This window comes from Arthrobacter sp. MMS24-S77 (genome assembly GCF_054888235.1).
In genome coordinates this window covers 4,329,057-4,350,894 of the sequence record NZ_JBTZRN010000001.1, presented here as the reverse complement: position 1 = coordinate 4,350,894, position 21,838 = coordinate 4,329,057, and the positions used below count along the sequence as shown (strand labels likewise).

Genomic DNA, 21,838 nt, shown 5'->3' with positions numbered 1-21,838 from the left:
ATTCCGGTAGGAAACTCTCAACTTTTTTCCAGAGGCACCCGAAGTCAGTCATGTAAGATCCGCAAAACGGCGCGGCAGGGCAGCATCACTCCTGGCTGGTAGCTCTACGGAGGCCGAACTGCCTTGTGTAGCCAAACTGCCTTGTGTTACCCGAGCGGGACCCGGAGTGAACTCAGGGGCTATGAAGGCAAGGAAATGGGTGTGATGGCATCGTGTTCGTCCCAGAGTTTCGTCCCGGTGACGGTGACCGCCTGGACAGCCATGGCACTGATGAGCTCTCCTGCATGGCTTTGGTCGTTTTCAGTGACGACATACGTGAAGACCAGTTCGGTTTCCCCTCCGGCGGGCACAGGGCCGACACTCAAGGCTGATGGGCCAGTCGTGTAGTGCAGTTCTTCCATTCCTGCGTTGGTGAAGGACCGCAGGACAAGGGTGGCGTTGGTGAGCTCTTCCCCTGAATCATTGATGATCCACGCGGAATAGGCCAAGGTTTCGTGAGGAGCCGCGCTGGCCCTGTTTGCGTAGTGAACCAGGCGCACTCCGATGCCGGGCAGCGGGCACGCCGAGAAGGCGCCCGGAGCCGTGGGATCCGATGGATGCCACGTTCCAAGGAAGGGGGGCTTAAAGCGGCCCTTGGGGAGGGACGCATCGGCTATCGTGTGTCTTTCATGGGGCTGCCGTTCAATTTGTTTGTCCCGGTTGCTTGGGATCTGCAGCATTAGGACCTCCGTGGGAAAAGTGTGTTCAGCCAATGGGTTCTCGGCGTTTCTGCTCGGCGGCGTCCGCGGGCGGGTGCTTGGCCGGTGGCATCTTTGCCGGGAGGTGCCATTGGTTCCGGGATGGTGACCATCGATGAGGTGAACCGCCGTGTGCCGGCGGCGGTGTCCCGTTCGTTGGCTGTGTTGTGGCCCGGCAAGCTGAGAACGGCATCGATGATGGCAATGACCCGTAGGGAGCCCTCGTTTCCGCGTCGCACCGGGCTCGTCGCTGAAGAGAACAGACTCGCTGGACTTTCTTGGCAGGTCATCGCGACTGCCTTACCGGGATCCCCCTGAACTGCGCCATGAGGCTCATGGCTTCGGCATCCGTTGACGGGATCGGCCCGTAGCGGAGCACACAAGGGCCGAGAACCCCGTTCCGTAGTGCCTCAAGCCTTTTCTTGCATCTGACAGCATCTGCAAGATTTCTCATTGAACCCTGGATGAGGAAGTCCACCCTGTCATGGCGGTACACCTGTGTCGCTGATTGGCCAGTGAATTCCTCGGCACAGATTCGGCCCACTTCCACGGACAGGGTCCAGGAGCCCTTCAGCTGTTGATCCATGAGGGGAAACAGCAATGTCCCCAGGACGAACTTGCAGGCCCCGTTCGCCGTTCGACGCGCGTCATGGAGTACGCGTTCGAAATGGGCCGTGGTCGCCAGGCCTGTTGTGACATCCGTGCAGGATGAAGGCTGGTTTTGCTCTCTGGCCTCTGCCCATCCGACGGCGATTTCCTGCAGTGCGCTGTGGTCCACGGGTAGTCCGGCGGCTGCGAAGAGGGACCGTAGATCGGTCATCGTTTCGGCGATACCCACACCGTGGAAGGAACGCGATGCGCCCAGGTCCCGGGCCGCGCCGTCAGAGGAAACCTCGTTCATCACCGAGAAGGCCATTACTTCGACTTCCGGTGCGAACCAGTCTTGGATATACCGCCAGCCATCGCGAAGGCTTTGGTCCCGCCACAGGTCCAGAAGCGACCACATGGCGTTCCCAACGGGAACCGCAGGCGCTGGTTGAATCTTCATGCCTAACTTGTGTCGCAAGGAGACGATTCATGTTGCCAATGTCGCGAATATTTAGGAGACGCGGACTAGTCCCCGCCCATCAACCTTCGCCGATGCTTGAGCTCCTTGACCCAGTCCCTGGTCTGGATCGGCCCGAAAGGTGAGGATCCGGCGTCGAGGTCTGCGATCAGCGGACCCGACGCCTTGAGCGCGAGCTCCAAGACTCCCTCTGCCGCGCGCCCTGTTAGCCCTAGTTTTCCTGCCCAGGCAAGGAAATGCTTCCGGGAGATGCCACTCTTCTTCCCGCCGATGCCTAGCGCGAGGGTCTTGTCCCCGTAGACCACGGTGGAGGGGATGTCGTAGACCGGGGCGATGGTGTACTCGCCCTGCGGCGACTGCACCCCTGCCTTTGACTGAACCCCTGCCTGCGACTGAAGCATGGACACGTTCTTGGCATGGAGGTCGCCGTTGCCGCTGAGCCATGCGAAGGCCAGCTGGAGGGCAAGGTTCCGCAAGGCCGGCAGGGGTGCGGAACAGTGGGCTGCCAACGCTGCGCACACCTCGCCGAAGGGCACGCTGTACTTATCCGCCGGATATAGTCCCAGCACTTGGGCCCCGTCCTCGACGGCGAGACGCACCGCGGTGCCGTCGGCTCCGGTGAGGCGATCGAAACGCTCCACGAGCAGCCCGGCCCGCCCTCCGACGTCGTGCACTAACTGAACGGCACTCACGGGGATCCGCAGTTTGCGCGCATAACGGAACATGAGAAATTCGTTTTCCACGACGAACGGGAACTCGGGAGCGTTGAGTTTGAGGATGAAGCGCTTGCCCGCTTGCGCCACCGGGAGGGAGATCATCCCGGCCGACAACTTGTCCTGCACACCCGCCAGCGCAACCGGATCGATGAGGCCCGAATCGCCGAGCAGCGCTTCGAAGTCGAGGGGCAGCTTCGAATCGAGCACGACGGCGGAGCCCCCTTCGGTGGGCGGCTCGCCGTGGGGGACCGTCTGGACATCGCCCACGGCGTCTCCTCCCGCGCCCATCAGGAGCGCGAGCTCGTCGTCGGCGCTGGCCTTGACCGCCCGGCGCAGCGAATTCAGGCGGCGGCCTTCCGGGAGGAGGCCGGTGAAATAGGGCGGAACGGCGCCGCTCGGCGTGAAGACGGGTTCGGGCGTGAGTGGCAGGGTGGTGGCCACGGCAGGACGGCCCGATTCGAGGTACCGCGGCAAATAACTGAACTTGGTGCCGCCTTCATGCCGCTCGATGCGGGCAGCCAGGACGCCTTGCTTGTAGACGTCGGCGATGCGGTGGAATGTCATGACTGGCTGTTCGCAGTCTGGCTGCCCGCGGTCTTCACCGTGAGCTCGAGGCCCAGCGTGCCGAGCACAGCCAAGAGGGGTTCTAACTGGACCGTGGTCTTCCCTTGCTCCACGAATCGGACGAAACGCTCCGAGACGCCTGCGAGGTCGGCGAGATCGGACTGGCTCAGGCTCAGTGAGGCACGGCGGGCACGGACCTTGGCGCCCAGGGACTCGGTGAATTCCTTGGGGGACATGTCCACCCTTCCTCGTGTTTTGTGGGCATGCGCGTGCGCGCGTCCGGTACGTTCGTGCCGGTTTCACCATTTTCCGCCTCGCTGGGAGGCGAATCAAGGACTCTCCGGTGAGAATCGGTACGTTCGTGCCGGTGCGCAGATGTGCCGGTGCGCCGCGCGTCGACTTCGTGGGTGCGGGCCGTTCGCTGCGTTCCGGTACCGCGATTTGGAGCCCAGACCCACGAATCGCCTAGCTTGCCGGGCGCGCCTTCAGCCTTTCCAGGGCCGCCTCCCGGCGCGCGGCCCCGCGCCTTTCGTCGATCACGATCGAGATCGCCAGGGCCGCCACAATCACCATCATGCAGACGGGCACAGAGACACCCAGGGCGGCCAAGCCCACACTGCCGGAGAGCAAGACGACCACGAGGCCCGTGACTCCGATGAGTGCGCGCTCGAAACCAAGCAGGTAGCTGTACAGCGAACTCAGGGCCACTTTGAACAAGGCCACAGGGACGGCGATCGTGGCCACAACTGCAGCGGCGTCGATGTGGGCCTCGTGGTCGATGAATAGGGCGGCCACATGAAGTCCGGCACCAGTGGCGGCGATCGCTCCGAAGATGAACATGTGGCCGTACCCGAAGGCGAATGCCCGGTGCCGCTGGTAATGCAGGGCGTGGCCGGAGGGGAGGATGAAGTAGATCCACCACATTCCAAATGCCAGCCCTGTTCCGCCGAGGCCCACAAGTGCTGCATCAACGGACCAACCGTGCAGGGCAACGATCGCTCGAAGGGTTTCGATCGCACCAATCAGGCACTCGCCCAAGGCGATGATGGCCAGGAGTCCGTAGCGTTCCGCGATGTGGTGGGCGTGCCAGGGCGTCTTGGCCTTCCGCTCGGCGATGTACGGCGTCGCCATTTCGAGCAGGAACAGCGGGGCAGCCATGAGGAAGTTCGTCAGGATGTCGGCCTGGACAATCAGCACCACCACCCATCCGACCTGAGCCACCACCAGGAACTTCGCGTAGGTGAGGCAAGCGCGTCGGCGCTCCGGATCCTGCCTCGCCGCGCGGAGCCACTGGAACACCAACGCCAATCGCATGATGATGTAACCCAGCACCATGGTGGAGTTGTCCACATGGTGGCCTTCGGCAAGCGAATGGAACATGGGTTCGATGCCCATGGCAAGAATCAGCACGCCCACCATCTGCACCATGGTGACAACCCGGAAAATCCAGTCGTCAGTGTCGTAGGCGCTGGCGAACCACGAAAAATTGATCCAGGCCCACATGACGGCGAACATCGCGAAGGTGAAACCCATCAAACCGGAGCCGAAACGGGCCTCGGCTAGTTCGTGCGCGAACTGGCTACCGGCAACCCCAAAAGCAATCACGAACGTCAGGTCAAAAAAGAGTTCCAGGGGCGTGGCTGTGCGATGCAGCTCGTGGGGATCGCGCCCGCCCATGCGCGACAATGCATGGCGCAGTGGATTCAGGGACATGGTTTCAGGGTACCGCTGGGAGGCCCCCAGAGTCCCGGGCCCGGGCGAGAGCCCCCGGGTTTCTCTTGGCCCACAACAGCAGCCCTATGTACGTCAGGTCAAACACACTGCAGAGGGTGCCAATGCCCAGGATGAACAGTGAATTCTCAAGAATGCCGAAGGTGATGGTGGGCGCGAGGGTTCCGATCCACTTGGCCACAGCGATCAGCATGGATTGGCCCCGCAGGCTGCGCCGGGCGACGAACATGGCAATGAACAGGCCGGACATCAGGAGATTCTGCAGGAAAGCCGCATACCGGGAAGCGGGATCCCAATCGAACTCGGCGATGAACAGCCATTGCACGGCGAAGGCTGCCAGGCCCAGCAGGACCGCCCATCCGATGAACAGCGGCCGCGTGACGAACCCCGGAAGCTCCCGCCTGCCGAACCGAAGGAACGTGTACACGATCACGACGTCGGCCAGCGCCCAGGCGATGTTGATGACTCCCTGCACGGAGAGCCTCGTGCTGAGCGAATGCACCGAGTAGATGACCTCCCATGCGAAGTTCAGAGCCAGGGCTGCTGCCGGGATCGCATAGCTCTTGTCACGAAATCCGACCAGGATCGCGCAAACGTAAACGGTCGTCCAGGCGACGCCGCTCAGGATTGTCAGAAACAGGTTCACGGTTCCTCCTTCTGCAACGCGGGGTCACTTAGCGCCCGTTCCGGGCCCGAACATGGGCCGTAAGTGACCCCGCGTTGCTCTAAACCCGGGCCAGAGAATCGATGTCTTCGAGGAAGTCCTGGTGGACCTCGTCGCTGACCGTCGTGCGGGTGTCGGCGATGGCGTCGAGATAGTCCTGCGTGACCGGTCCCTTGCGACCGTTCGACGCCGGTGCGGGGCCCCCGGCGGAGGCGCCGCCGTCGTCGTACACGGCTTTTTCCAAAGCGCGCTGGGAGGCACTGCGCGCCGCATACTCAATATCCGCGGGAGAGAAACCTTCGGTACGGTCCACCAGCAACGCGATATCCACGGAATCCACCACCGTGGCCGGGATGAATCGCTGCCACATGGCCTCGCGGGCGTGGATGTCGGGCAGGCCGATGGGGATCACATAGTCGAAGCGGCCGTGGCGCAAGAAGGCAGTGTCCAGGGCACGGATGAAGTTGGTTGCGCATACCAGCAGGCGGCCGGGCTGTTCACGGAAGGCCGGGATGATCTTGAGGAGCTCGTTGGTGACACCCTGCAGCGGCGACGGCGGCTCACCGGACCGCTGGGACGCGATCTCCTCCACTTCGTCGATGAACACGACGGCGTGCTCCAGCTCGGCGATTTCCAGGAACGTCTCGCGCAGTGCCCCCGCCAAGCCCTTGGGATCTGCGGCCAGGCGCGAGGGGAAGACTTCCACGAAGGGCCACTCAAGCCGCGAGGCAATGGCCTTGGCGAACGTCGTCTTGCCGGTCCCCGGTGGGCCGAAGAGCACGACGGCGCGCGGCGGCACCACGCCGTATTCATCTGCGAGATCGGCCTCAGCCAGCGGCAGGACCAGCCGGCGTTCCAGCAGTTCCTTCTCGCGCCGCATGCCGGCGACGTTTTCCCACAGGTCGCGGGCGAGGATCCGGCCACCCAGCAGGCTGAGCGGCTCGAGCTCCTGGCGCTGCACCGGAATGGTCCGCTCGAAGTAGCGCAGGTTCTTCTTCACCACAAAGCCGCGGCCCAGGAACGCTTCCACACGGGTTTCGCTTTCCGGCATCAGCGCTGAAAGCTTGTTGAGGCCGTGCGGAGCCATCCGATTCTCGACGGCGGCCAGCAGCGAAGTGCCGATCCCGCGGCCGCGGAACTCAGGCAGGGTGGCCAGGAAGACGATCCAGCCTTGGTCATGGGCAGCACGTCCGACGGCGGCGCCCACCACCTGGTCGCCCTGCACGGCCACCACGGCGTGGTCCTTCTCGCACGACGCCAGCACCTCGGAGAGTGCGTAGACCGGCTCGACATTGTCCGCTTTAAGCGACTCCCAAAGGTGCAGGATGCCGTCCATGTCCGACGAATGGAAGTCCCTGATGCGCCAATTGCTCATGCCCTGCTCCTTGGTGGATCGCCATCGATTGCCTGGTGTTGAGCATAGGCGAACAGGTGGCGCAGCGGGGTTGCGCGGGCGTTGCGTTACGTAGCCCTACCCCACCGGCCGCAACCGCAAGCCCTGCATCCCGCCGTCGATCGCCAGGGACGTGCCCGACGTCGAGCCGGACAGCGGGCTGGCGAGGTAGGCGACGGCGCCGGCCACCTCTGACGCTTCCACTAAACGGCCGTGTGGCTGGCGGGCGTTGAGCGCGGCGCGCTCCGCGGCGGGGTCGGCGGAAGATTCGAGCAGCCTGCCCACCCAGGGGGTGTCCACGGTACCGGGGTTGACGCAGTTGACGCGGATTCCTTCGCGGACGTGATCGGCCGCCATGGCCAGCGTCAGGGACAAAACTGCGCCCTTCGACGCCGAATACAAGGCCCGCTGCGGCAGCCCGGCCGTCGCTGCGATGGAGCACGTATTGACGATCGCGGCCGCCGGCGACTCGCGCAGGTAGAGGAGTGCCGCACGGCTGACGCGGGCGATGCCCACCACGTTGATGTCCAGCACGCGGTGCCATTCGTCGTCGTCGTTCGCCGAAATATCACCTTGGGCGCCGATCCCGGCGTTGTTGACCACAACGTCGAGGCGGCCGAACTTCCGGGCGACGGTGTCGACGGCGGCGCGCACCGAGGCGTCGTCGGCCACGTTGCATTCGACGCCGAAATACGGTGTTCCGGCCGGATTGAGGTCCAGTACTGCTACCTGAGCGCCGCCGGCGGCGAGCCGGTCCGCGATGGCCGCGCCGATGCCGGACGCCCCGCCGGTGACCAAGGCAACGAGCCCCTCGAACTCCGTGCTCACTGCGCGGCCTTGTCAGTGCCTACCGCGGCGAGCGAAGCTCCACGGGCCCGGTAGAACTCCTGGCGCTGCCGGCCGAGCCCGTCGACCTCGAGCTCTACCACGTCGCCAGGCTGGATGTACGGGAAGCGGCCGGAGAGTGCCACGCCTTCCGGAGTGCCCGTGAGGATGACGTCGCCGGGCTCCAGGACCATGTACTGGCTGAGGTGGTGGACCACAGTGCGAACGTCGAAGATCATGTCCGAGGTGTCCGACGATTGGCGGATCTCGCCGTTGACCCACGTGCGCAAACCGAGGTGGCCGGCGTCGAGCTCATCTGCCGGAACCAGCCATGGGCCCAGGGGAGTGGACTGCGGAAGGGACTTGCCCTTGGTCCACTGGCCCGCGGCGCCGGGCAACTGGTAGTCGCGCTCGGAGAGATCATTGGCGACCACGTAGCCCGCGATGCAGTCGGCAGCCTCGTCCGCGCCGGAAAGGTATGACGCTTCGCGGCCGATCACGATTCCGAGTTCAACCTCCCAGTCGTACTTTTCCGACGACGGCGGGATGGGCGCGGCGTCGAACGGGCCACTGACCGTGTTGCTTGGCTTCAGGAACACAACCGGTGATTCCGGGGGCGTCGCGCCCGACTCGGCTGCGTGCGCCGTGTAGTTGAGGCCGATGCAGACGACGTTTCCAGGGCGGGCGACCGGCGAACCTATCCGGAGGCCCTCGGCTGAAATCTCGGGCAGATTCCCGGCTGCAAGGGCTTCCCGCGTGCGTGCAATGCCGTCCGTGGCGAAGAACTCTCCGTTGATGTCCTTCGTCAGCGGGTCAAGGCTGAAGTACTTTTCGGTGCCGTTGGCGTCTTGGGCGATGACAACCGGCATTTCATTTCCGGCAGTGCCCAGCCGGGCGAATTTCATGTGCATGTATTCCTCCGTGCTCTGGCTCTAACATCCGAGCTCTAGTCTGCTGCTGCTCTCCATAATACGGAAATGTGACCCATTGACAATGCAGACATCGGATGTTTACGCTCGTCCAAGCAAACGACCTGCTGCGAAGCAAGGAGCACAATGAGCGTCATCACAGCGGTGGACACCTTCGATATCCGCTTTCCCACCTCTCAGGAACTAGACGGATCGGATGCCATGAATCCGGATCCGGACTATTCGGCGGCATATTTGGTGATCAGGACCGACGCCGGTGACGGTCACGAGGGCCACGGTTTCGTCTTCACCATCGGGCGCGGCAACGAGGTGGAGGCTGTGGCGATCCAAGCACTCCGCCACCACATCCTGGGCCGCGACGTCGAGGAACTACTCGGCGACATGGGCGGCACGTGGAAGCTCCTCGCCCACGATTCCCAACTCCGCTGGCTCGGTCCCGAAAAGGGCGTCATGCACATGGCGATCGGCGCCGTCGTCAACGCCCTCTGGGACCTCAAGGCCAAGCGGGCCGGGCTCCCACTCTGGGAACTGCTTTCCGGAATGAGTCCGGAGGAGATCGTGGCGCTCGTGGACTTCAGGTACCTCAGCGATGCCCTCACACCGGAGGACGCGCTGGGAATATTGCGCGCGGCGGAACCCGGGCGTACCGCCCGCAGGGCAGCGCTTCTTGCGGAGGGCTACCCCGCATACACCACGACGCCGGGTTGGTTGGGTTACAGCGACGACAAGCTTGTGCGTCTGGCAAAGGAAGCGGCTGCGGACGGCTTCGGGCAGATCAAGCTCAAGGTGGGGGCCTCCCTGGAGGACGACATCAGGCGGGTCCGAACGGCCCGCGATGCCGTGGGACCGGACATCAAGATCGCGGTGGACGCGAACCAGCGCTGGGACGTGCAGGAAGCCATTGACTGGATGGCACACCTGGCGCCCTATGACATCGCGTGGATCGAGGAACCAACCAGTCCCGACGACGTGCTGGGTCATGCCGCTATTGCCCGTGGTGTGGCACCGATTCCCGTGGCCACCGGCGAGCATGTCCAGAACCGCGTGATGTTCAAGCAGATGCTGCAGGCCGGATCCCTGCAGGTCTTGCAATTGGACGCGGCGCGGGTGGCAGGAGTGAACGAGAACATCGCCATCCTCCTCCTCGCGGCGAAGTTCGGTGTCCGCGTCTGCCCGCACGCGGGTGGCGTTGGTCTATGCGAAGCCGTCCAGCACCTGTCGATGTTCGATTTCGTGGCGGTTTCCGGCGATAAGAATGATCGGATGATTGAATTCGTCGACCACCTGCACGAGCACTTCGTCACTCCGGTGGATGTCCACGATGGGTCCTATTGGCCTCCATCGGCGCCCGGAGGCGGCAGCGAAATGGTCGGCCGAACGTTGGCTGACTACAGCTTTCCCGGCGGTCCTGTGTGGGCCGCGGGATCCAACCCTTTGACTCCACAGCAGTAACCTTCATCGAAATTCCCCTTGAAAGCACAGTTCCCTACTGAAAGCACGTGGTGAAAGATATGCGCAAAGAAGCGTTGGTGGCAGGTACCTTGGCACTGGGCCTGATTGGACTCACTGGCTGCGGGGGCAGCTCTTCCGGCAGCACCTCGGACGGCAAGACCGCCATGACCTGGGCCATGTGGGTCGGTGGCACGGAAGACCAGAAGAACTGGGAGAAGGTTGCCGAGAATGTCAGCAACACCCTGGGCGACGTAAAGATTACGCTGCAGGGATCCACCTTCCAGGACTACTTCACCAAAATGAGTACCCAGCTCAGCTCGAACACGGCCCCGTGCCTCGTGGCCGTCCAGAGCCTGCGCACAGCGCAGCTCAAAGATGGCATGCTTCCGCTCGATGACCTGGTGAAGAAGAACAACCTGGATCTGGGCGCCTTCGATCCTTCCATGATCAAGGGGCTCAGCGCCGACAACAATCTCTACGCCCTGCCGTATGACGTGGGCCCGGTGATGATGTTCTACAACAAGGACATGTTCGACGCCGCCGGCGTGCCGGCACCGAAAGCAGGCTGGACGGCCGATGAATTTGTTGCCGCCGCGAAGAAGCTGTCCGTCAACGGAAAGCATGCCATCGCACCAAACACGGCTGACCTCTTCGTCGAATCGCAAGTCCTCGCCTACAACGGCGGACGTGTCCTGAAGGAAGATGGCACCATGGACGCGAGCGATCCGACATTTGCCACGGGACTCCAGTGGGTTTCGGACCTGACAACCAAGGAGAAGGTCTCCCCCAACTGCCCGGCGGTGACACGGCGTTCAGTGCCAATGAATTCATGGCGGGCAATACTGCGATGAGTATTGACGGCCCGTGGTCCCTGCTGGACGTCAAGGCCAAAGCCAAGTTCAAGGTAGGCGTCACCACGCTTCCCGCCGGACCAGGCGGCGGGAAGACCTTTAGCGCCGGCTCCGGCTGGGGCATCTCCAAGCAATGCGCTACTCCGGACAAGGCTTTTGCCGCCCTCAAGGAAATGACCGGCGACAAGGTCCTGGGGGACCTTGCGGCAGCTGGGCGCGCACTGGCCGCACGCACCGCCCAGCAGCCAAAGTGGATTGACAACGCCGGCATTCCGGGAGTCGCGGAGACCCTCAAGAGCGCAGAAGCCACAGCAGTGCCCATGCCAAGCAACACCAACAGTGACCAGCTGGGCCAGCTTTTCAACCAGTACCTCGTCAAATCCATCAATGGACAGCAGAGCGCAGCCGATGTCATGAAGGACATTGCCGCCCAGCTGCCCCGATGATCAGTGTGGTGCCTGCCTGGCAGTTCCCGAACAACCGCCGGGCAGGCGCACACTTTTCGCAAAGGAATGAGAAATGACACTACTCAAGCCCGCCAAGCCGCCACTTCCTGAGGCAACGGCTGCCATCGCCAGCGGGAGGGCGAAGGCAGAGCCGGATGCCCAGCTTGGCCGGAGGACAATGTGGGGACCGGCCTTTGCCCTGCCGCATGGCCTCGGCCTGGCATTCTTCACCCTGCTGCCGATCGTTGTTTCCCTCGTCATCAGCCTCTTCAACTGGCCGCTCCTGGGGACGCCGAGTTTCCTTGGCCTCGGTAACTACCAGAGGCTGTTCAGCGATCCCATCTTCGGGCAGGTGGTCGGGAACACGGTACTGTTCGTGGTCCTTTATGTGCCCCTGAACCTGGTTGTTTCCCTGGGCCTTGCCGCGTGGCTGACCCCACGCATCAGGGGGCGCCACATCTTCCGGGTCATCTTCTTCATTCCTTCGATCACGCCCGTGGTGGCCAACGTGGTCGTCTGGCGGATGCTTTACCAGCCCGGCGGTTTCATCGACGGAACCCTGAAAAGCACCACCGGGGTGTCGGCTCCCAACTTCCTGGGAGACGAACATTGGGCAATGATGGCCATTGTCGTCATGAGCGTCTGGCAAGGATTCGGCTACAACATGCTCGTGTTCTCGGCCGCTTTGGACGCTGTCCCCGAAAACCTCACAGAGGCGGCCGCAATCGATGGGGCCAACGCTTGGACCATCTTTTGGCGGATCAAGCTCAAGCTCATTTCGCCGTCAATCTTCTTTGGCACGATGATGACCCTCATTACCTCTTTCCAGGTTTTCGCCCAGCCATTCATCCTCACCAAGGGAGGACCAGGCTCGGCCACCTCGACGATCGTCCTGTACATCTACAACCAGGGCTTCCAGTTCCACCAGCTCGGTCTGGCTTCCGCGGCCGCTTGGATCCTCTTTGTCATCATCCTGGGCGTGACGGCAGTCCAGTTCCTCGGACAGAAGAAGTGGGTCCACTACGATGCTTGAGACAACCAGCCGGGTACGCCCCCTCGCCTCCGGAGTTCCAGGAAGACGACGGACCGCAAGGATCCGGCCCTTGATCGGCTACGTGATCCTTTGCCTCATTGCCCTGGCTTTTCTTTCGCCCCTGATCTACATGTTCGCGACGTCCTTCAAGCCGCCCGCGGAGATCTTCAGCGTTCCGCCGAAGCTTTTCGGATCGGAATTCCGGTGGCAGAACTATCAGGAGGCCTTGAACTACATGCCGTTCCTGCGCTTCATGGGCAATGGCCTGTTGGTCTCGGCCGCTGGAACGGCGCTCACTCTGGTGGTTTCTGCCTTCTCCGGTTACGCCTTCTCCCGGCAGCGTTGGCGGGGACGGAACCTGGTGTTCATGATCTTCCTTGGAACCCTGATGATTCCCCAGGAGGTCCTGATCGTCCCGATGTTCGTCATGATGCAGAAGGTGGGCTGGGTGAACACTTTCCAGTCGCTCATCGTGCCTTGGGCCTTCACCGCATTCGGAGCATTCCTGCTGCGGCAATTCTTCCTTGGCGTACCCCAGGAACTCGACGACGCTGCCCGGGTGGACGGCGCCGGAACCCTCAGGACCTTCCTGCTGGTCATGCTTCCTTTGGCCAAGCCCACTATGGCCGTCCTAGCTGTCTTCAGCTTCATCAGCTACTGGAACTCGTTCCTCTGGCCGCTGGTGGTGATCAACGACGTCAACAACCTCGGAACCATACCGTTGGGGCTGCAGATGTTCTTCGGCCAACAGGGCAACCAATGGCACCTGGTCATGGCCGCCTCGGTGATTTCAATGGCGCCCACGCTTTTGCTGCTGATCCTCCTACAGAAACACCTTGTCAAAGGCATCGTCACGAGCGGTTTTGGCGGCCGCTAGCGCGCCAGACCGGTAGTCCGCCCGCCGGGCACACAACGTTCAACAACCCAAGACACGCAATAAATTTGAAGGAGTAACTACCAATGATCGCCCAAGCACCTTGGTTCACGGAGTCCCGGTTCGGCATGTTTGTCCACTGGGGCTTGTACGCCCTGCCAGCCCGGCACGAGTGGGTGATGAATCGGGAACGTATCCCTGCCGAGGAATATGAAAAGTACTTCCAGCACTTCAACCCGGATCTCTACGATCCGCGAGAATGGGCCAGCGCTGCGAAGGACGCCGGCATGAAGTACGTGGTGCTGACCACCAAGCACCACGAGGGCTTCTGCCTCTGGGATTCCGCACTCACTGACTACAAATCGACCAAGACACCGTCCGGTCAGGACCTCGTGGCCCAGTACGTCGACGCGTTGCGGGAATTTGGCCTGAAGGTCGGTTTCTACCACTCCCTCATTGACTGGCACCACCCGGATTTCACCATCGACGGTTTCCACCCCGAGCGCGACAACCCTGAGGCAGCCAAGCTCAACGAAGGCCGCGACATGGCCCGCTACCGCGAATACCTGCACGGCCAGGTGCGCGAGCTGCTGAGCAACTATGGCCAGATCGACTACCTCTTCTTCGACTTCTCCTACACCAGCGAGGACCACAAGGACATCTGGGGCGGCAAAGGCCGTGAGGCATGGGGTTCCGTGGAACTCTTGAAGATGGTCCGGGAACTGCAGCCGGGCATCATCGTGAACGATCGCCTGGACATTCCCGGCGACTTCGCCACGCCCGAGCAGTACCAGCCTTCCGGACCAATGGTGGTGGACGGCGTCGAGGTTCCTTGGGAGGCATGCCAGACCCTCAACGGCAGCTGGGGCTATGACCGGGACAACCTGGACTACAAGTCCGTGGACTTGCTGGTGCGGATGCTCGTTGACGGGGTGTCCAAGGACGGAAACCTGCTCCTCAACGTCGGCCCCACAGCCCGAGGGAATTTCGATCCGAGGGCCGTGGAGTCGCTCCGGGGCATCGGCGACTGGATGAAGCTGCATTCCCGCGCCATCTACGGAGCTGGACCCGCGGCCTGGGCTCCGCCCGCGGACGCCCGGTACACGCGCCGCGGAGATCGCCTCTACGTGCACTTGTTCGCGTGGCCGTTCGAATACGTCCACCTGCCCGATCTCGCGGGCAAGGTCGAATACGCCCAGTTGCTCAACGATGCCTCCGAAGTCGCCATGCTCGAGATCTCACCGGACCGAGAAGCAATCAACACCACCCCAGGAGGACAGCCGGCAGGTACCCTGACACTGAAGCTGCCCGTCCAGCGACCGGACGTGGCGGTGCCCGTCGTCGAACTCTTCCTGAAGCCCGGGGTGTAGCGTGCCGGAAACCATTGCCCTGCACACCCGGCTCAAGCCGGGTGCTGAGCAGGACTATGCGGATGCCCATGCGGGGATCCCCGCCGAGCTCGTCGCCGCCCTGAATGAGGCCGGCGTGGGCAATTGGCGGATCTGGCGCAGTGGCCAGGACCTCTTCCACCTTGTTGAGGTGGAGGACTACCAGGCCATGCGCCGGGCGCTCGCAGACCATCCAGCCAATGTCCCGTGGCAAGCCCGCATGGCGGAGCTTCTTGAAGTCCAGGATGACTATTCGGGCAACGACTCGGGGATCCCGTTGGTATGGGAGCTGGCATGAGCGGCGCGCGGTGGGCTGGCCAGCTAGGCAAGCTCGGCTTCGGGGCGGCCGGCATCGGCAATCTGTACCGTGCCATGCCGGAGTCCCAGGCCATTGCCACGGTCAAGGCGGCCTGGGACTCCGGAGTCCGCTACTTCGACACCGCCCCGCACTATGGCCTGGGACTGTCCGAGCGCAGGCTCGGCGCCGTACTCAGGGAGAAGCCCCGCAGCGAGTTCACGGTGTCTACCAAGGTGGGCCGGTTGCTGGTGCCCAATGCCGCGGGAGCCAACGCGAAGGACGACGAAGGCTTCGACGTCCCGGCTACGAACAAGCGCCAATGGGACTTCTCCGAGGCAGGCATCCGCCGGAGCATCGAGGAATCGCTCGAACGGCTCGGCCTGGACCACGTGGACATCGCCTACCTGCATGATCCGGATGTCCACGACCTCGCCAAGGGGGTCAGCGAAGCCCTGCCTGCCCTGGAAAAGCTGCGAGCGGACGGCGTGGTCAAGGCCATCGGCGTCGGCACGAACTCGGCGGAGGCCGCCCTCGAATGCGTCGAGGCCGCAGACTTGGACCTCGTGATGCTCGCTGGCCGCTACACGCTACTCGAGCAGCCCAGCGTTCCGCTCCTGGACCGCTGTGTTGAGCGCAGCATCGGCGTCGTGAACGTGGGAGTGTTCAACTCCGGCCTGCTGGCGCGGCCCGAGGTCCCCGAGGACGCCCACTACAACTATGCGCGCGCCCCGCGCGCGCTCGTGGAGCGTGCACGGGCGCTCGCCGGCGTGTGCCGGGACTTCGGGGTGGAGCTCCCGACGGCGGCACTCCAGTTCAGCTTGCGACATCCCGCTGTGGTGAACGTGGCGGTGGGGGCAAGCGGCCCGGAGCAGATTGTCGCCAACGCGGCGCGGATGAATGAGGATGTGCCGGAGGAGCTGTGGGCGGCTTTGGCGGGTGTGCCCGGGTGATCGATTCCCACCTGCATCTGTGGGAGCTCGGGACGGGGCCGGCCGTCGGCACCGGAGGACCCGACACCGGCCGCCGGCCCTACGCGTGGCTTGGCCCGCAACACAGCGGGCTGTTCCGCAGCTACGGCGAAGCCGAGGCCTGGGAGACCCTGGACGCGGCGGACGTCGGTGGAGCGGTTCTCGTCCAAGCTGACGACACCGTCGCGGATACCGAGTCCATGCTCGCTGTCGCTGACCGCAACTCCTGGGTACTCGGCGTCGTGGGCTGGATTCCCCTCGAAAAGCCCGCCGAGGCGGAGGAAGAGCTGCAACGGTTCCTCCGGAACCCCGCGTTCCGGGGCGTCCGGCACTTGGTCCACGACGATCCCCGGGACGATTTCCTCGAGTTGCCCGCAGTCCGCGATTCCTTGCGCATGCTTGCGGGCCAGGGTTTGGCGTTCGACGTCCCGGACGCCTTTCCGAGACACCTCGGGCGCACGGTGCAGCTGGCAGGGGATGTGCCTGAGCTGACGATCGTGCTGGACCATCTCGGAAAGCCGCCGTTGGCCGATGCAGCGGCGATGGCCCTCTGGCGAGCGGATTTCCGGGCCTTGGCGGAGCTGCCCAACACGGTGGCCAAGGTGTCCGGCCTGCACTTGCCGGGGATTCCTTATACGGCTGAGGCCTTGCGTCCGCTCTGGGACGAGGCCATGGATGCCTTCGGTCCGGAACGGCTCATGATCGGTGGCGACTGGCCCGTCAGCACTTTGGGAGCGCCATACGGACGCACAATGGATGTGCTGGTGGAACTCGCCGGGGAGCTCACTTCAGCGGAGCGCCAGGAGTTCCTTGAGGGAACCGCGGTGCGGACGTATGGGCTTCACAAGCGAGGCACCGGCGCGAGCTAGAGCGCTTGGCGCAGCCAGCTTTCGACGCCGCTGATGTGGACTGTAACAAGTGCCCGGACCAGCTCGGCGTCTCCGCGTTCCAGGGCGTCGGCGATGGCCTTGTGCTCGGCGAGGGTGTGCGCCACGGCTTTTTCCTGGGTCAGGCCGCGCCAAATGCGTGCCCGGACGGTGCTGCTGGAGAGCGCCTCAAGAAGACCCTCGAGGTAGTCGTTTCCTGCGGCCTGGGTGATGATGCCGTGGAATTCGAGGTCGTGGGCGACGAGTTCTTCGACGTCGGTGTTCTCGTCGATCCCGTCCATCGTGGCGCGCAGGGCCGTGAGTGCCGTGGGAGTGATCTTGCCCGTGGCGATGAACGCGGTGGCAGGCTCAAGGATTCGTCGGACCTCAAAGAGTTCCAGGATGGAGCGGTCCTGGTGGAGGTCCACCACGAACGCCACGGCCTCGTTGAGCAACTTGGCGTCAAGGCTGGTGACGTAGGTGCCGTCACCACGCCGCACGTCCAGGACCCGGATGAGTTCGAGGGCTTTGACGGCTTCGCGCAGGGAACTACGGGAAAGGCCGAGCCGCTCGCTCAGCTCCTTCTCCGGCGGGAGGCGGTCGCCGGCCTTGAGTTCGCCGCGGATCAGCATGTCCTTGATCTTGCTGATCGCTTCATCTGTGACAGCCATGGCTATATCCTAACGGCGAATGATCGGATGTTTGGCACCCAACTAACTCGCATTTGTTGTCGCTTAGAGGCCTCATAACGACAACAAATGCGAGTCAGTTGGGCGGCGCACCTACGGGGGTGAGGGACCTAACGCACGACGGCGGCACCTGCGGTTCCGCGCGAACGGAACCGCAGGTGCCGCCGTCGGGCACTCAGTAGTGAAGGGCTAGATCTTGTCCTCTGCACCAGCAACCGGCAGGTTGGCGATCACGGGGGAGCTGCCGGTGAAGCCGTCGCGGGCTGCGGCGAGTTCGTGGATCTGCTTGCGGCACAGGTACCAGCCGACCACCATGAGGGCGCAGGCAATTGCCGTGACCAGCATGGTGAGGGGGGAGTCGATGAACACCATCACCAATACGCCCACCAGGAACAGCAGCGAAAGATAGCCGGTGTAGGGGGCACCGAACATCCGGAAGGACGGACGCTTCAGCCAACCCTTGTCCGCCCAGCGCTTGAGCTGCATCTGGCACAGGACAATCGTGGCCCAGGTGACGATGATGCCCACCGATGCGACGTTGAGGACGATCTCGAAGGCATCGGCCGGGACGAGGTAGTTCAGCGGGACGCCGAGCAGCGAGACGCCGGCAGTGATGGCGATGCCGCCGTAGGGGACACCGGCCTTGTTCATGCGCTGGGCGAACTTCGGAGCCGAACCCGCCACGGACATGGAGCGCAGGATGCGGCCGGTGGAGTACAGGCCGGCGTTCAGGGAGGACAGCGCGGCTGTGAGGACAACGAGGTTCATGATCACGTCCACGCCTTGGATGCCGATGTGGCCGAAGAACGTCACGAACGGACTGACACCCTTGACATATGAGGTGTACGGCAGCAGCAGGGCCAGCAGGATGACGGAACCGACGTAGAAGACGGCGATGCGGAAGACCACGGAGTTGATGGCCTTGGGCATGATCTTCTCGGGGTTCTCGGTTTCGCCGGCCGCGGTGCCCACGAGCTCGATCGAAGCGTAAGCGAACAGCACGCCCTGCATAAGGATGATCATCGGCAGCAAGCCGTTGGGGAAGATGCCGCCGTGGTCCGTGAGAAGGCTGAAGCCGACCTCTTGGCCCGGTACCGGGGTGCCGAAGATGACGAAGAAGGTGCCAATCACGAGGAACACCACCAGCGCGGCCACTTTGATGAGCGCGAAGTAGAACTCCATCTCGCCGAACACCTTGACGGAGACCAGGTTCAGGCTGAGGACCACCACCAGGGCGATCAGGGCCCAGGCCCACTGCGGAACGACGCCCATCCACGGCACGTATTTGCCGAAGAAGTTCATGTAGAGGGCCGCGGCAGTGATGTCCACAATCGTGGTGGTGGCCCAGTTGATCCAGTAGAACCAGCCGGACACAAACGCGGCCTTCTCGCCGAAGAATTCGCGCGCGTAGGAGACGAAGGAGCCCGACGACGGGCGGTGCAGCACAAGTTCGCCGAGGGCACGCAGGATCAGGAAGGCGAAGAATCCGCAGACCGCGTACGCGATGACGAGGGAGGGGCCCGCGGCGTTGAGGCGGCCGCCGGCACCGAGGAACAGGCCGGTGCCGATGGCGCCGCCGATCGCGATCATCTGGATCTGACGCGGCTTCAGGCTCTTGTGGTAGCCCTTGTCCTCGGCGTGAAGGAGCTTTTCAGTGGCGTGCGCCTGTGGCGGGACCGTGTGGTCCGTGATGGGTGCATTGGTCATGGGAATCCTTAGGGTGTCCTGGTGGGGGTCCGGATCTCGCCGTCCGGCCTGTCTGTTCGGGCGCTCAGGCCCGACGGCGGCTGGTGAGCGCCGCCGTCGTCGCACAGTGTGCTCCGCTCAGCTACTTGCTGAGATTGGCGAGGCGTTCCGGACGGAGGAGCTCATCGAGCTGCTCCGAGGTCAGCAATCCGTGTTCAAGAACGAGTTCGGCCACACCCTTGCCGCTTGCCAGCGCTTCCTGGGCGATGGCGGTGGCGGAGGCGTATCCGATATGCGGATTGAGGGCCGTGACGAGTCCGATCGATTGCTCTACGGTGAGGCGCAGCCGTTCGGTGTTCGCGGTGATGCCCCGGATGCAGCGCGACGTGAGTGTGCGGCACGCGGCTTCCAGGTGGGAGATGCTCTTGTGGAGGCTGTGGACGATAATCGGCTCGAAGGCGTTCAGCTGGAGCTGGCCCGCTTCGGCCGCCATGGTGACCGTGACGTCGTTGCCGATGACTTCATAGGCCACTTGGCTGACCATTTCCGGGATCACCGGATTGATCTTGCCTGGCATGATGGACGAGCCCGACTGCACAGCCGGGAGGTTGATCTCGCCCAGTCCCGCACGCGGTCCGGAGGACAGCAAGCGGAGATCGTTGCAAATCTTGGAAAGCTTGACGGCCACTCGCTTGAGCACTCCCGAGAGGTGGACGAACGCGCCCACGTCCCAGGTGGCCTCGATGAGGTCGACAGACGTGACCAGCGGCAGGCCGGTGATCTCGGCCAGGTGCCTGCAAGCTGCCTCGGCGTAGCCAGCCGGGGCATTCAGGCCGGTGCCGATGGCGGTGGCGCCAAGGTTGATCTCGTGGATCAGCAGCTGGGATTCGGCCAGGCGAGCCCGGTCCTCGCCGACAGTCACGGCGTAACCGCCGAATTCCTGGCCGAGGGTCATGGGGACGGCGTCCTGCAGTTGGGTGCGGCCCATCTTGACCACTGCGCGGAATTCCTCGCCCTTCTCCGCGAAGGCGACCTGGAGTTCCTGAAGAGCCGCAAGAAGGCCCTGGACCGAGAAAATGGTGGCCAGGTTGACGGCCGTGGGGTACACGTCGTTGGTGGACTGGCTGAGGTTGACGTGGTCGTTCGGGTGCAGCCTGGCGTAGTCGCCCTTGGGGTGGCCGAGGATTTCGAGGGCGCGGTTGGCGATGACCTCGTTTGCGTTCATGTTGGAGCTGGTGCCGGCTCCGCCCTGGATGACGTCCACCATGAACTGCTCGTGGAGCTTGCCGTCCATGATGTCCTTGCAAGCTTGCTCGATGGCGTCTGCCCGCTCATCATCCAGGAGGCCAAGCTCGCGGTTGGTGCGCGCGGCGGCGAGCTTCACTGCCGCGAGGCCCTTGACGAGGTTGGCGTTGCTGGCCAACGGCTGGCCGGTGATGGGGAAGTTCTCGATGGCGCGCAGGGTGTGCACACCCCAGTAAGCATCAGCAGGGACGTCGCGGTCGCCGAGGAGGTCATGTTCAGAGCGGAACGGGCGTGCGTGATTGACGGTTGTCATTGCTGTCCTTTGGTCGTCTGTGCTTGTTTGACTGCGTCAGTTGGATGCGAGGAAGTTCGCGGCACGCAGCACACCCACCGGGTGGCCGCCGCCCAACACGGGTGGGCTTGCAAGCGTCGCGAGCTGGCCGCCGTCGAGCCCCAATGCTTCGAGGACGCGCACGGTGACGGGCATGCGGGCGCGGTCGCCGCCGTCGGCGATCTTGATGGCGACGCCGGTGCCGTTCCGCAGGCCGATCAGCTGGAGGCCTTCGAAACCGTCCTTGGCCAGCAGTCCGGGAACGGTGCGCATGATGGCCGTGACGTCGCGCCCCTCGCCGGCCACCATCTCGGGGTAGGTGCGCATGGCGTGGGCTACTTGGCCTTCTGTGGTGTTCGCGTCCGCTGCCGCCAAGCGGCTGTAGGCCCGCGCCATGCCGTGCAGGCTGTGGGCGAAGAGCGGGGTGCCGCAACCGTCCGTGCTGACGGCAGCGGCGTCTTCGCCGGTGAGCTCGGTGATGGTGTCCCTGACGAGCATCTGGAGGGGGTGCTCGGGGTGCAGGTAGCCCTGGACGGGCCAGCCGTTGATCACGCAGGTCGCGGCCATGGAGGCGTGTTTGCCGGAGCAGTTCTGCGCGAGCTGGGTGGGCTTACCGCCGGCGCGGAGCCATTCTTCGCGCTCGGCGGTGCCGTAAGGGAGGTCGGTGCTGTTCTCCAACGCGCTCTTGTCCAGGCCGTGCAGTTCGAGGATGCGTGCGGCGCCGTCGAGGTGCATCGCAGCGCCGGAGTGGCTTGCCGCGGTGAGGGCGAGGAGGTTCTCCGGAAGCTTGAGCCCGGCGCGGAGCATGGCGACCGCCTGCAGCGGTTTGAGGGAAGACCGTGGGTAGAACGCGGCGTCGGGTTCGCCTGCCTCGAGAAGTGTCTCGCCGCCGGCTCCGACAGCGATGAGGGAACCGTAGTGGATGCTCTCGACCATGCCGTCCCGGGTCTGTTCCGCAAGCGGGACATGGTTAGGGCTTGCCTGTGTTTGGATGGGGGGCGCCGGGGTGCTTTTTGGCGCGGCGGTGTTTTCCGGCGCGGCAGTATTTTTTTGCGCAGCGGTGCGCGTTGCATGCGGGGTGGGCAT

22 protein-coding genes are annotated in these 21,838 nt (G+C 63.8%); 9 read left to right on the top strand and 13 right to left on the bottom strand.

The features are described from left to right. Positions 1-179 precede the first annotated feature (179 nt). The 9 genes from ACX5I4_RS20095 to ACX5I4_RS20055 form a co-directional block, all read right to left on the bottom strand. On the bottom strand, positions 180-719 hold the full coding sequence (locus ACX5I4_RS20095) for a hypothetical protein (protein ID WP_461838219.1): 540 nt from the start codon (positions 717-719) through the stop codon (positions 180-182). A gap of 304 nt (positions 720-1,023) precedes the next feature. Further along, complete coding sequence (locus ACX5I4_RS20090; protein WP_461838218.1) at positions 1,024-1,785, bottom strand: hypothetical protein; 762 nt, start codon at positions 1,783-1,785, stop codon at positions 1,024-1,026. 65 nt (positions 1,786-1,850) lie between these two features. Further along, positions 1,851-3,083 carry a type II toxin-antitoxin system HipA family toxin gene (locus ACX5I4_RS20085; RefSeq protein WP_461838217.1) on the bottom strand — a complete coding sequence of 411 codons (1,233 nt, stop codon included), beginning with the start codon at positions 3,081-3,083 and terminating at the stop codon, positions 1,851-1,853. Next, a complete protein-coding gene (locus tag ACX5I4_RS20080) occupies positions 3,080-3,319 on the bottom strand; it encodes a helix-turn-helix transcriptional regulator (RefSeq protein WP_461838216.1) in 240 nt (79 codons plus the stop codon). The genes ACX5I4_RS20085 and ACX5I4_RS20080 overlap by 4 nt, the downstream gene beginning before the upstream one ends. Positions 3,320-3,548: 229 nt before the next feature. Then, positions 3,549-4,796, bottom strand: a complete 1,248-nt coding sequence (locus tag ACX5I4_RS20075; RefSeq protein ID WP_461838215.1) for a low temperature requirement protein A — start codon at positions 4,794-4,796, stop codon at positions 3,549-3,551. 4 nt (positions 4,797-4,800) lie between these two features. Beyond that, positions 4,801-5,460 (bottom strand): transmembrane-type terpene cyclase, encoded by a 660-nt coding sequence (locus ACX5I4_RS20070; RefSeq protein ID WP_461838214.1) that lies wholly within the window; start codon positions 5,458-5,460, stop codon positions 4,801-4,803. A gap of 79 nt (positions 5,461-5,539) precedes the next feature. Then, the gene (locus ACX5I4_RS20065) at positions 5,540-6,853 is read right to left on the bottom strand and encodes an ATP-binding protein (protein ID WP_461838213.1); all 1,314 of its coding nucleotides are present in this window, start codon (positions 6,851-6,853) and stop codon (positions 5,540-5,542) included. A gap of 96 nt (positions 6,854-6,949) precedes the next feature. Beyond that, complete coding sequence (locus ACX5I4_RS20060) at positions 6,950-7,699, bottom strand: SDR family NAD(P)-dependent oxidoreductase (RefSeq protein ID WP_461838212.1); 750 nt, start codon at positions 7,697-7,699, stop codon at positions 6,950-6,952. Beyond that, positions 7,696-8,607 carry a fumarylacetoacetate hydrolase family protein gene (locus ACX5I4_RS20055; RefSeq protein ID WP_461838211.1) on the bottom strand — a complete coding sequence of 304 codons (912 nt, stop codon included), beginning with the start codon at positions 8,605-8,607 and terminating at the stop codon, positions 7,696-7,698. The genes ACX5I4_RS20060 and ACX5I4_RS20055 overlap by 4 nt, the downstream gene beginning before the upstream one ends. Positions 8,608-8,751: 144 nt before the next feature. Between ACX5I4_RS20055 and ACX5I4_RS20050 the strand changes: the two genes are divergently transcribed. The 9 genes from ACX5I4_RS20050 to ACX5I4_RS20010 all read left to right on the top strand — a co-directional run bounded on the left by ACX5I4_RS20050 (position 8,752) and on the right by ACX5I4_RS20010 (position 16,804). Further along, positions 8,752-10,077 (top strand): L-fuconate dehydratase, encoded by a 1,326-nt coding sequence (locus tag ACX5I4_RS20050; protein ID WP_461838210.1) that lies wholly within the window; start codon positions 8,752-8,754, stop codon positions 10,075-10,077. A 59-nt stretch (positions 10,078-10,136) separates the two neighbouring features. After that, positions 10,137-10,928 (top strand): ABC transporter substrate-binding protein, encoded by a 792-nt coding sequence (locus tag ACX5I4_RS20045; RefSeq protein WP_461838209.1) that lies wholly within the window; start codon positions 10,137-10,139, stop codon positions 10,926-10,928. Continuing rightward, the gene (locus ACX5I4_RS20040) at positions 10,907-11,374 is read left to right on the top strand and encodes an extracellular solute-binding protein (protein ID WP_461838208.1); all 468 of its coding nucleotides are present in this window, start codon (positions 10,907-10,909) and stop codon (positions 11,372-11,374) included. The genes ACX5I4_RS20045 and ACX5I4_RS20040 overlap by 22 nt, the downstream gene beginning before the upstream one ends. Positions 11,375-11,447: 73 nt before the next feature. Then, on the top strand, positions 11,448-12,407 hold the full coding sequence (locus tag ACX5I4_RS20035) for a carbohydrate ABC transporter permease (RefSeq protein ID WP_461838207.1): 960 nt from the start codon (positions 11,448-11,450) through the stop codon (positions 12,405-12,407). Between the two features lie 70 nt (positions 12,408-12,477). Next, positions 12,478-13,284 carry a carbohydrate ABC transporter permease gene (locus ACX5I4_RS20030; RefSeq protein WP_461838206.1) on the top strand — a complete coding sequence of 269 codons (807 nt, stop codon included), beginning with the start codon at positions 12,478-12,480 and terminating at the stop codon, positions 13,282-13,284. A gap of 83 nt (positions 13,285-13,367) precedes the next feature. Next, a complete protein-coding gene (locus ACX5I4_RS20025; protein ID WP_461838205.1) occupies positions 13,368-14,651 on the top strand; it encodes an alpha-L-fucosidase in 1,284 nt (427 codons plus the stop codon). A 1-nt stretch (position 14,652) separates the two neighbouring features. Further along, positions 14,653-14,967 (top strand): L-rhamnose mutarotase, encoded by a 315-nt coding sequence (locus ACX5I4_RS20020; RefSeq protein WP_461838204.1) that lies wholly within the window; start codon positions 14,653-14,655, stop codon positions 14,965-14,967. Next, on the top strand, positions 14,964-15,917 hold the full coding sequence (locus ACX5I4_RS20015; protein ID WP_461838203.1) for an aldo/keto reductase: 954 nt from the start codon (positions 14,964-14,966) through the stop codon (positions 15,915-15,917). Before ACX5I4_RS20020 ends, ACX5I4_RS20015 begins: the two co-directional genes overlap by 4 nt. Then, positions 15,914-16,804, top strand: coding sequence for an amidohydrolase family protein (locus ACX5I4_RS20010; protein WP_461838202.1), 891 nt, complete (start codon positions 15,914-15,916; stop codon positions 16,802-16,804). Before ACX5I4_RS20015 ends, ACX5I4_RS20010 begins: the two co-directional genes overlap by 4 nt. Here the strand turns inward: ACX5I4_RS20010 and ACX5I4_RS20005 are convergent. The 4 genes from ACX5I4_RS20005 to ACX5I4_RS19990 form a co-directional block, all read right to left on the bottom strand. Continuing rightward, a complete protein-coding gene (locus ACX5I4_RS20005) occupies positions 16,801-17,472 on the bottom strand; it encodes a FadR/GntR family transcriptional regulator (RefSeq protein ID WP_461838201.1) in 672 nt (223 codons plus the stop codon). The genes ACX5I4_RS20010 and ACX5I4_RS20005 overlap by 4 nt on opposite strands. 207 nt (positions 17,473-17,679) lie before the next feature. After that, complete coding sequence (locus ACX5I4_RS20000; RefSeq protein WP_461838200.1) at positions 17,680-19,197, bottom strand: amino acid permease; 1,518 nt, start codon at positions 19,195-19,197, stop codon at positions 17,680-17,682. A gap of 121 nt (positions 19,198-19,318) precedes the next feature. Further along, positions 19,319-20,734: an aspartate ammonia-lyase gene (locus tag ACX5I4_RS19995; RefSeq protein ID WP_461838199.1), complete on the bottom strand. Its 1,416-nt coding sequence runs from the start codon at positions 20,732-20,734 to the stop codon at positions 19,319-19,321. A gap of 36 nt (positions 20,735-20,770) precedes the next feature. Next, positions 20,771-21,838 carry an asparaginase gene (locus tag ACX5I4_RS19990; RefSeq protein WP_461838778.1) on the bottom strand — a complete coding sequence of 356 codons (1,068 nt, stop codon included), beginning with the start codon at positions 21,836-21,838 and terminating at the stop codon, positions 20,771-20,773.

What these genes read in the sequence shown, in the direction of transcription:
- ACX5I4_RS20025 (WP_461838205.1), top strand. Translation starts at nt 13,368, where the DNA reads ATGATCGCCCAAGCACCTTGGTTCACGGAGTCCCGGTTCGGCATGTTT.
- ACX5I4_RS20015 (WP_461838203.1), top strand. Translation starts at nt 14,964, where the DNA reads ATGAGCGGCGCGCGGTGGGCTGGCCAGCTAGGCAAGCTCGGCTTCGGG.
- ACX5I4_RS20005 (WP_461838201.1), bottom strand. Translation starts at nt 17,472, where the DNA reads ATGGCTGTCACAGATGAAGCGATCAGCAAGATCAAGGACATGCTGATC.
- ACX5I4_RS19995 (WP_461838199.1), bottom strand. Translation starts at nt 20,734, where the DNA reads ATGACAACCGTCAATCACGCACGCCCGTTCCGCTCTGAACATGACCTC.
- ACX5I4_RS20065 (WP_461838213.1), bottom strand. Translation starts at nt 6,853, where the DNA reads ATGAGCAATTGGCGCATCAGGGACTTCCATTCGTCGGACATGGACGGC.
- ACX5I4_RS20035 (WP_461838207.1), top strand. Translation starts at nt 11,448, where the DNA reads ATGACACTACTCAAGCCCGCCAAGCCGCCACTTCCTGAGGCAACGGCT.
- ACX5I4_RS20040 (WP_461838208.1), top strand. Translation starts at nt 10,907, where the DNA reads ATGGCGGGCAATACTGCGATGAGTATTGACGGCCCGTGGTCCCTGCTG.
- ACX5I4_RS20080 (WP_461838216.1), bottom strand. Translation starts at nt 3,319, where the DNA reads ATGTCCCCCAAGGAATTCACCGAGTCCCTGGGCGCCAAGGTCCGTGCC.
- ACX5I4_RS20085 (WP_461838217.1), bottom strand. Translation starts at nt 3,083, where the DNA reads ATGACATTCCACCGCATCGCCGACGTCTACAAGCAAGGCGTCCTGGCT.
- ACX5I4_RS20095 (WP_461838219.1), bottom strand. Translation starts at nt 719, where the DNA reads ATGCTGCAGATCCCAAGCAACCGGGACAAACAAATTGAACGGCAGCCC.
- ACX5I4_RS20000 (WP_461838200.1), bottom strand. Translation starts at nt 19,197, where the DNA reads ATGACCAATGCACCCATCACGGACCACACGGTCCCGCCACAGGCGCAC.
- ACX5I4_RS20055 (WP_461838211.1), bottom strand. Translation starts at nt 8,607, where the DNA reads ATGCACATGAAATTCGCCCGGCTGGGCACTGCCGGAAATGAAATGCCG.
- ACX5I4_RS19990 (WP_461838778.1), bottom strand. Translation starts at nt 21,838, where the DNA reads ATGCCCACCCCGCATGCAACGCGCACCGCTGCGCAAAAAAATACTGCC.
- ACX5I4_RS20090 (WP_461838218.1), bottom strand. Translation starts at nt 1,785, where the DNA reads ATGAAGATTCAACCAGCGCCTGCGGTTCCCGTTGGGAACGCCATGTGG.
- ACX5I4_RS20050 (WP_461838210.1), top strand. Translation starts at nt 8,752, where the DNA reads ATGAGCGTCATCACAGCGGTGGACACCTTCGATATCCGCTTTCCCACC.
- ACX5I4_RS20075 (WP_461838215.1), bottom strand. Translation starts at nt 4,796, where the DNA reads ATGTCCCTGAATCCACTGCGCCATGCATTGTCGCGCATGGGCGGGCGC.
- ACX5I4_RS20045 (WP_461838209.1), top strand. Translation starts at nt 10,137, where the DNA reads ATGCGCAAAGAAGCGTTGGTGGCAGGTACCTTGGCACTGGGCCTGATT.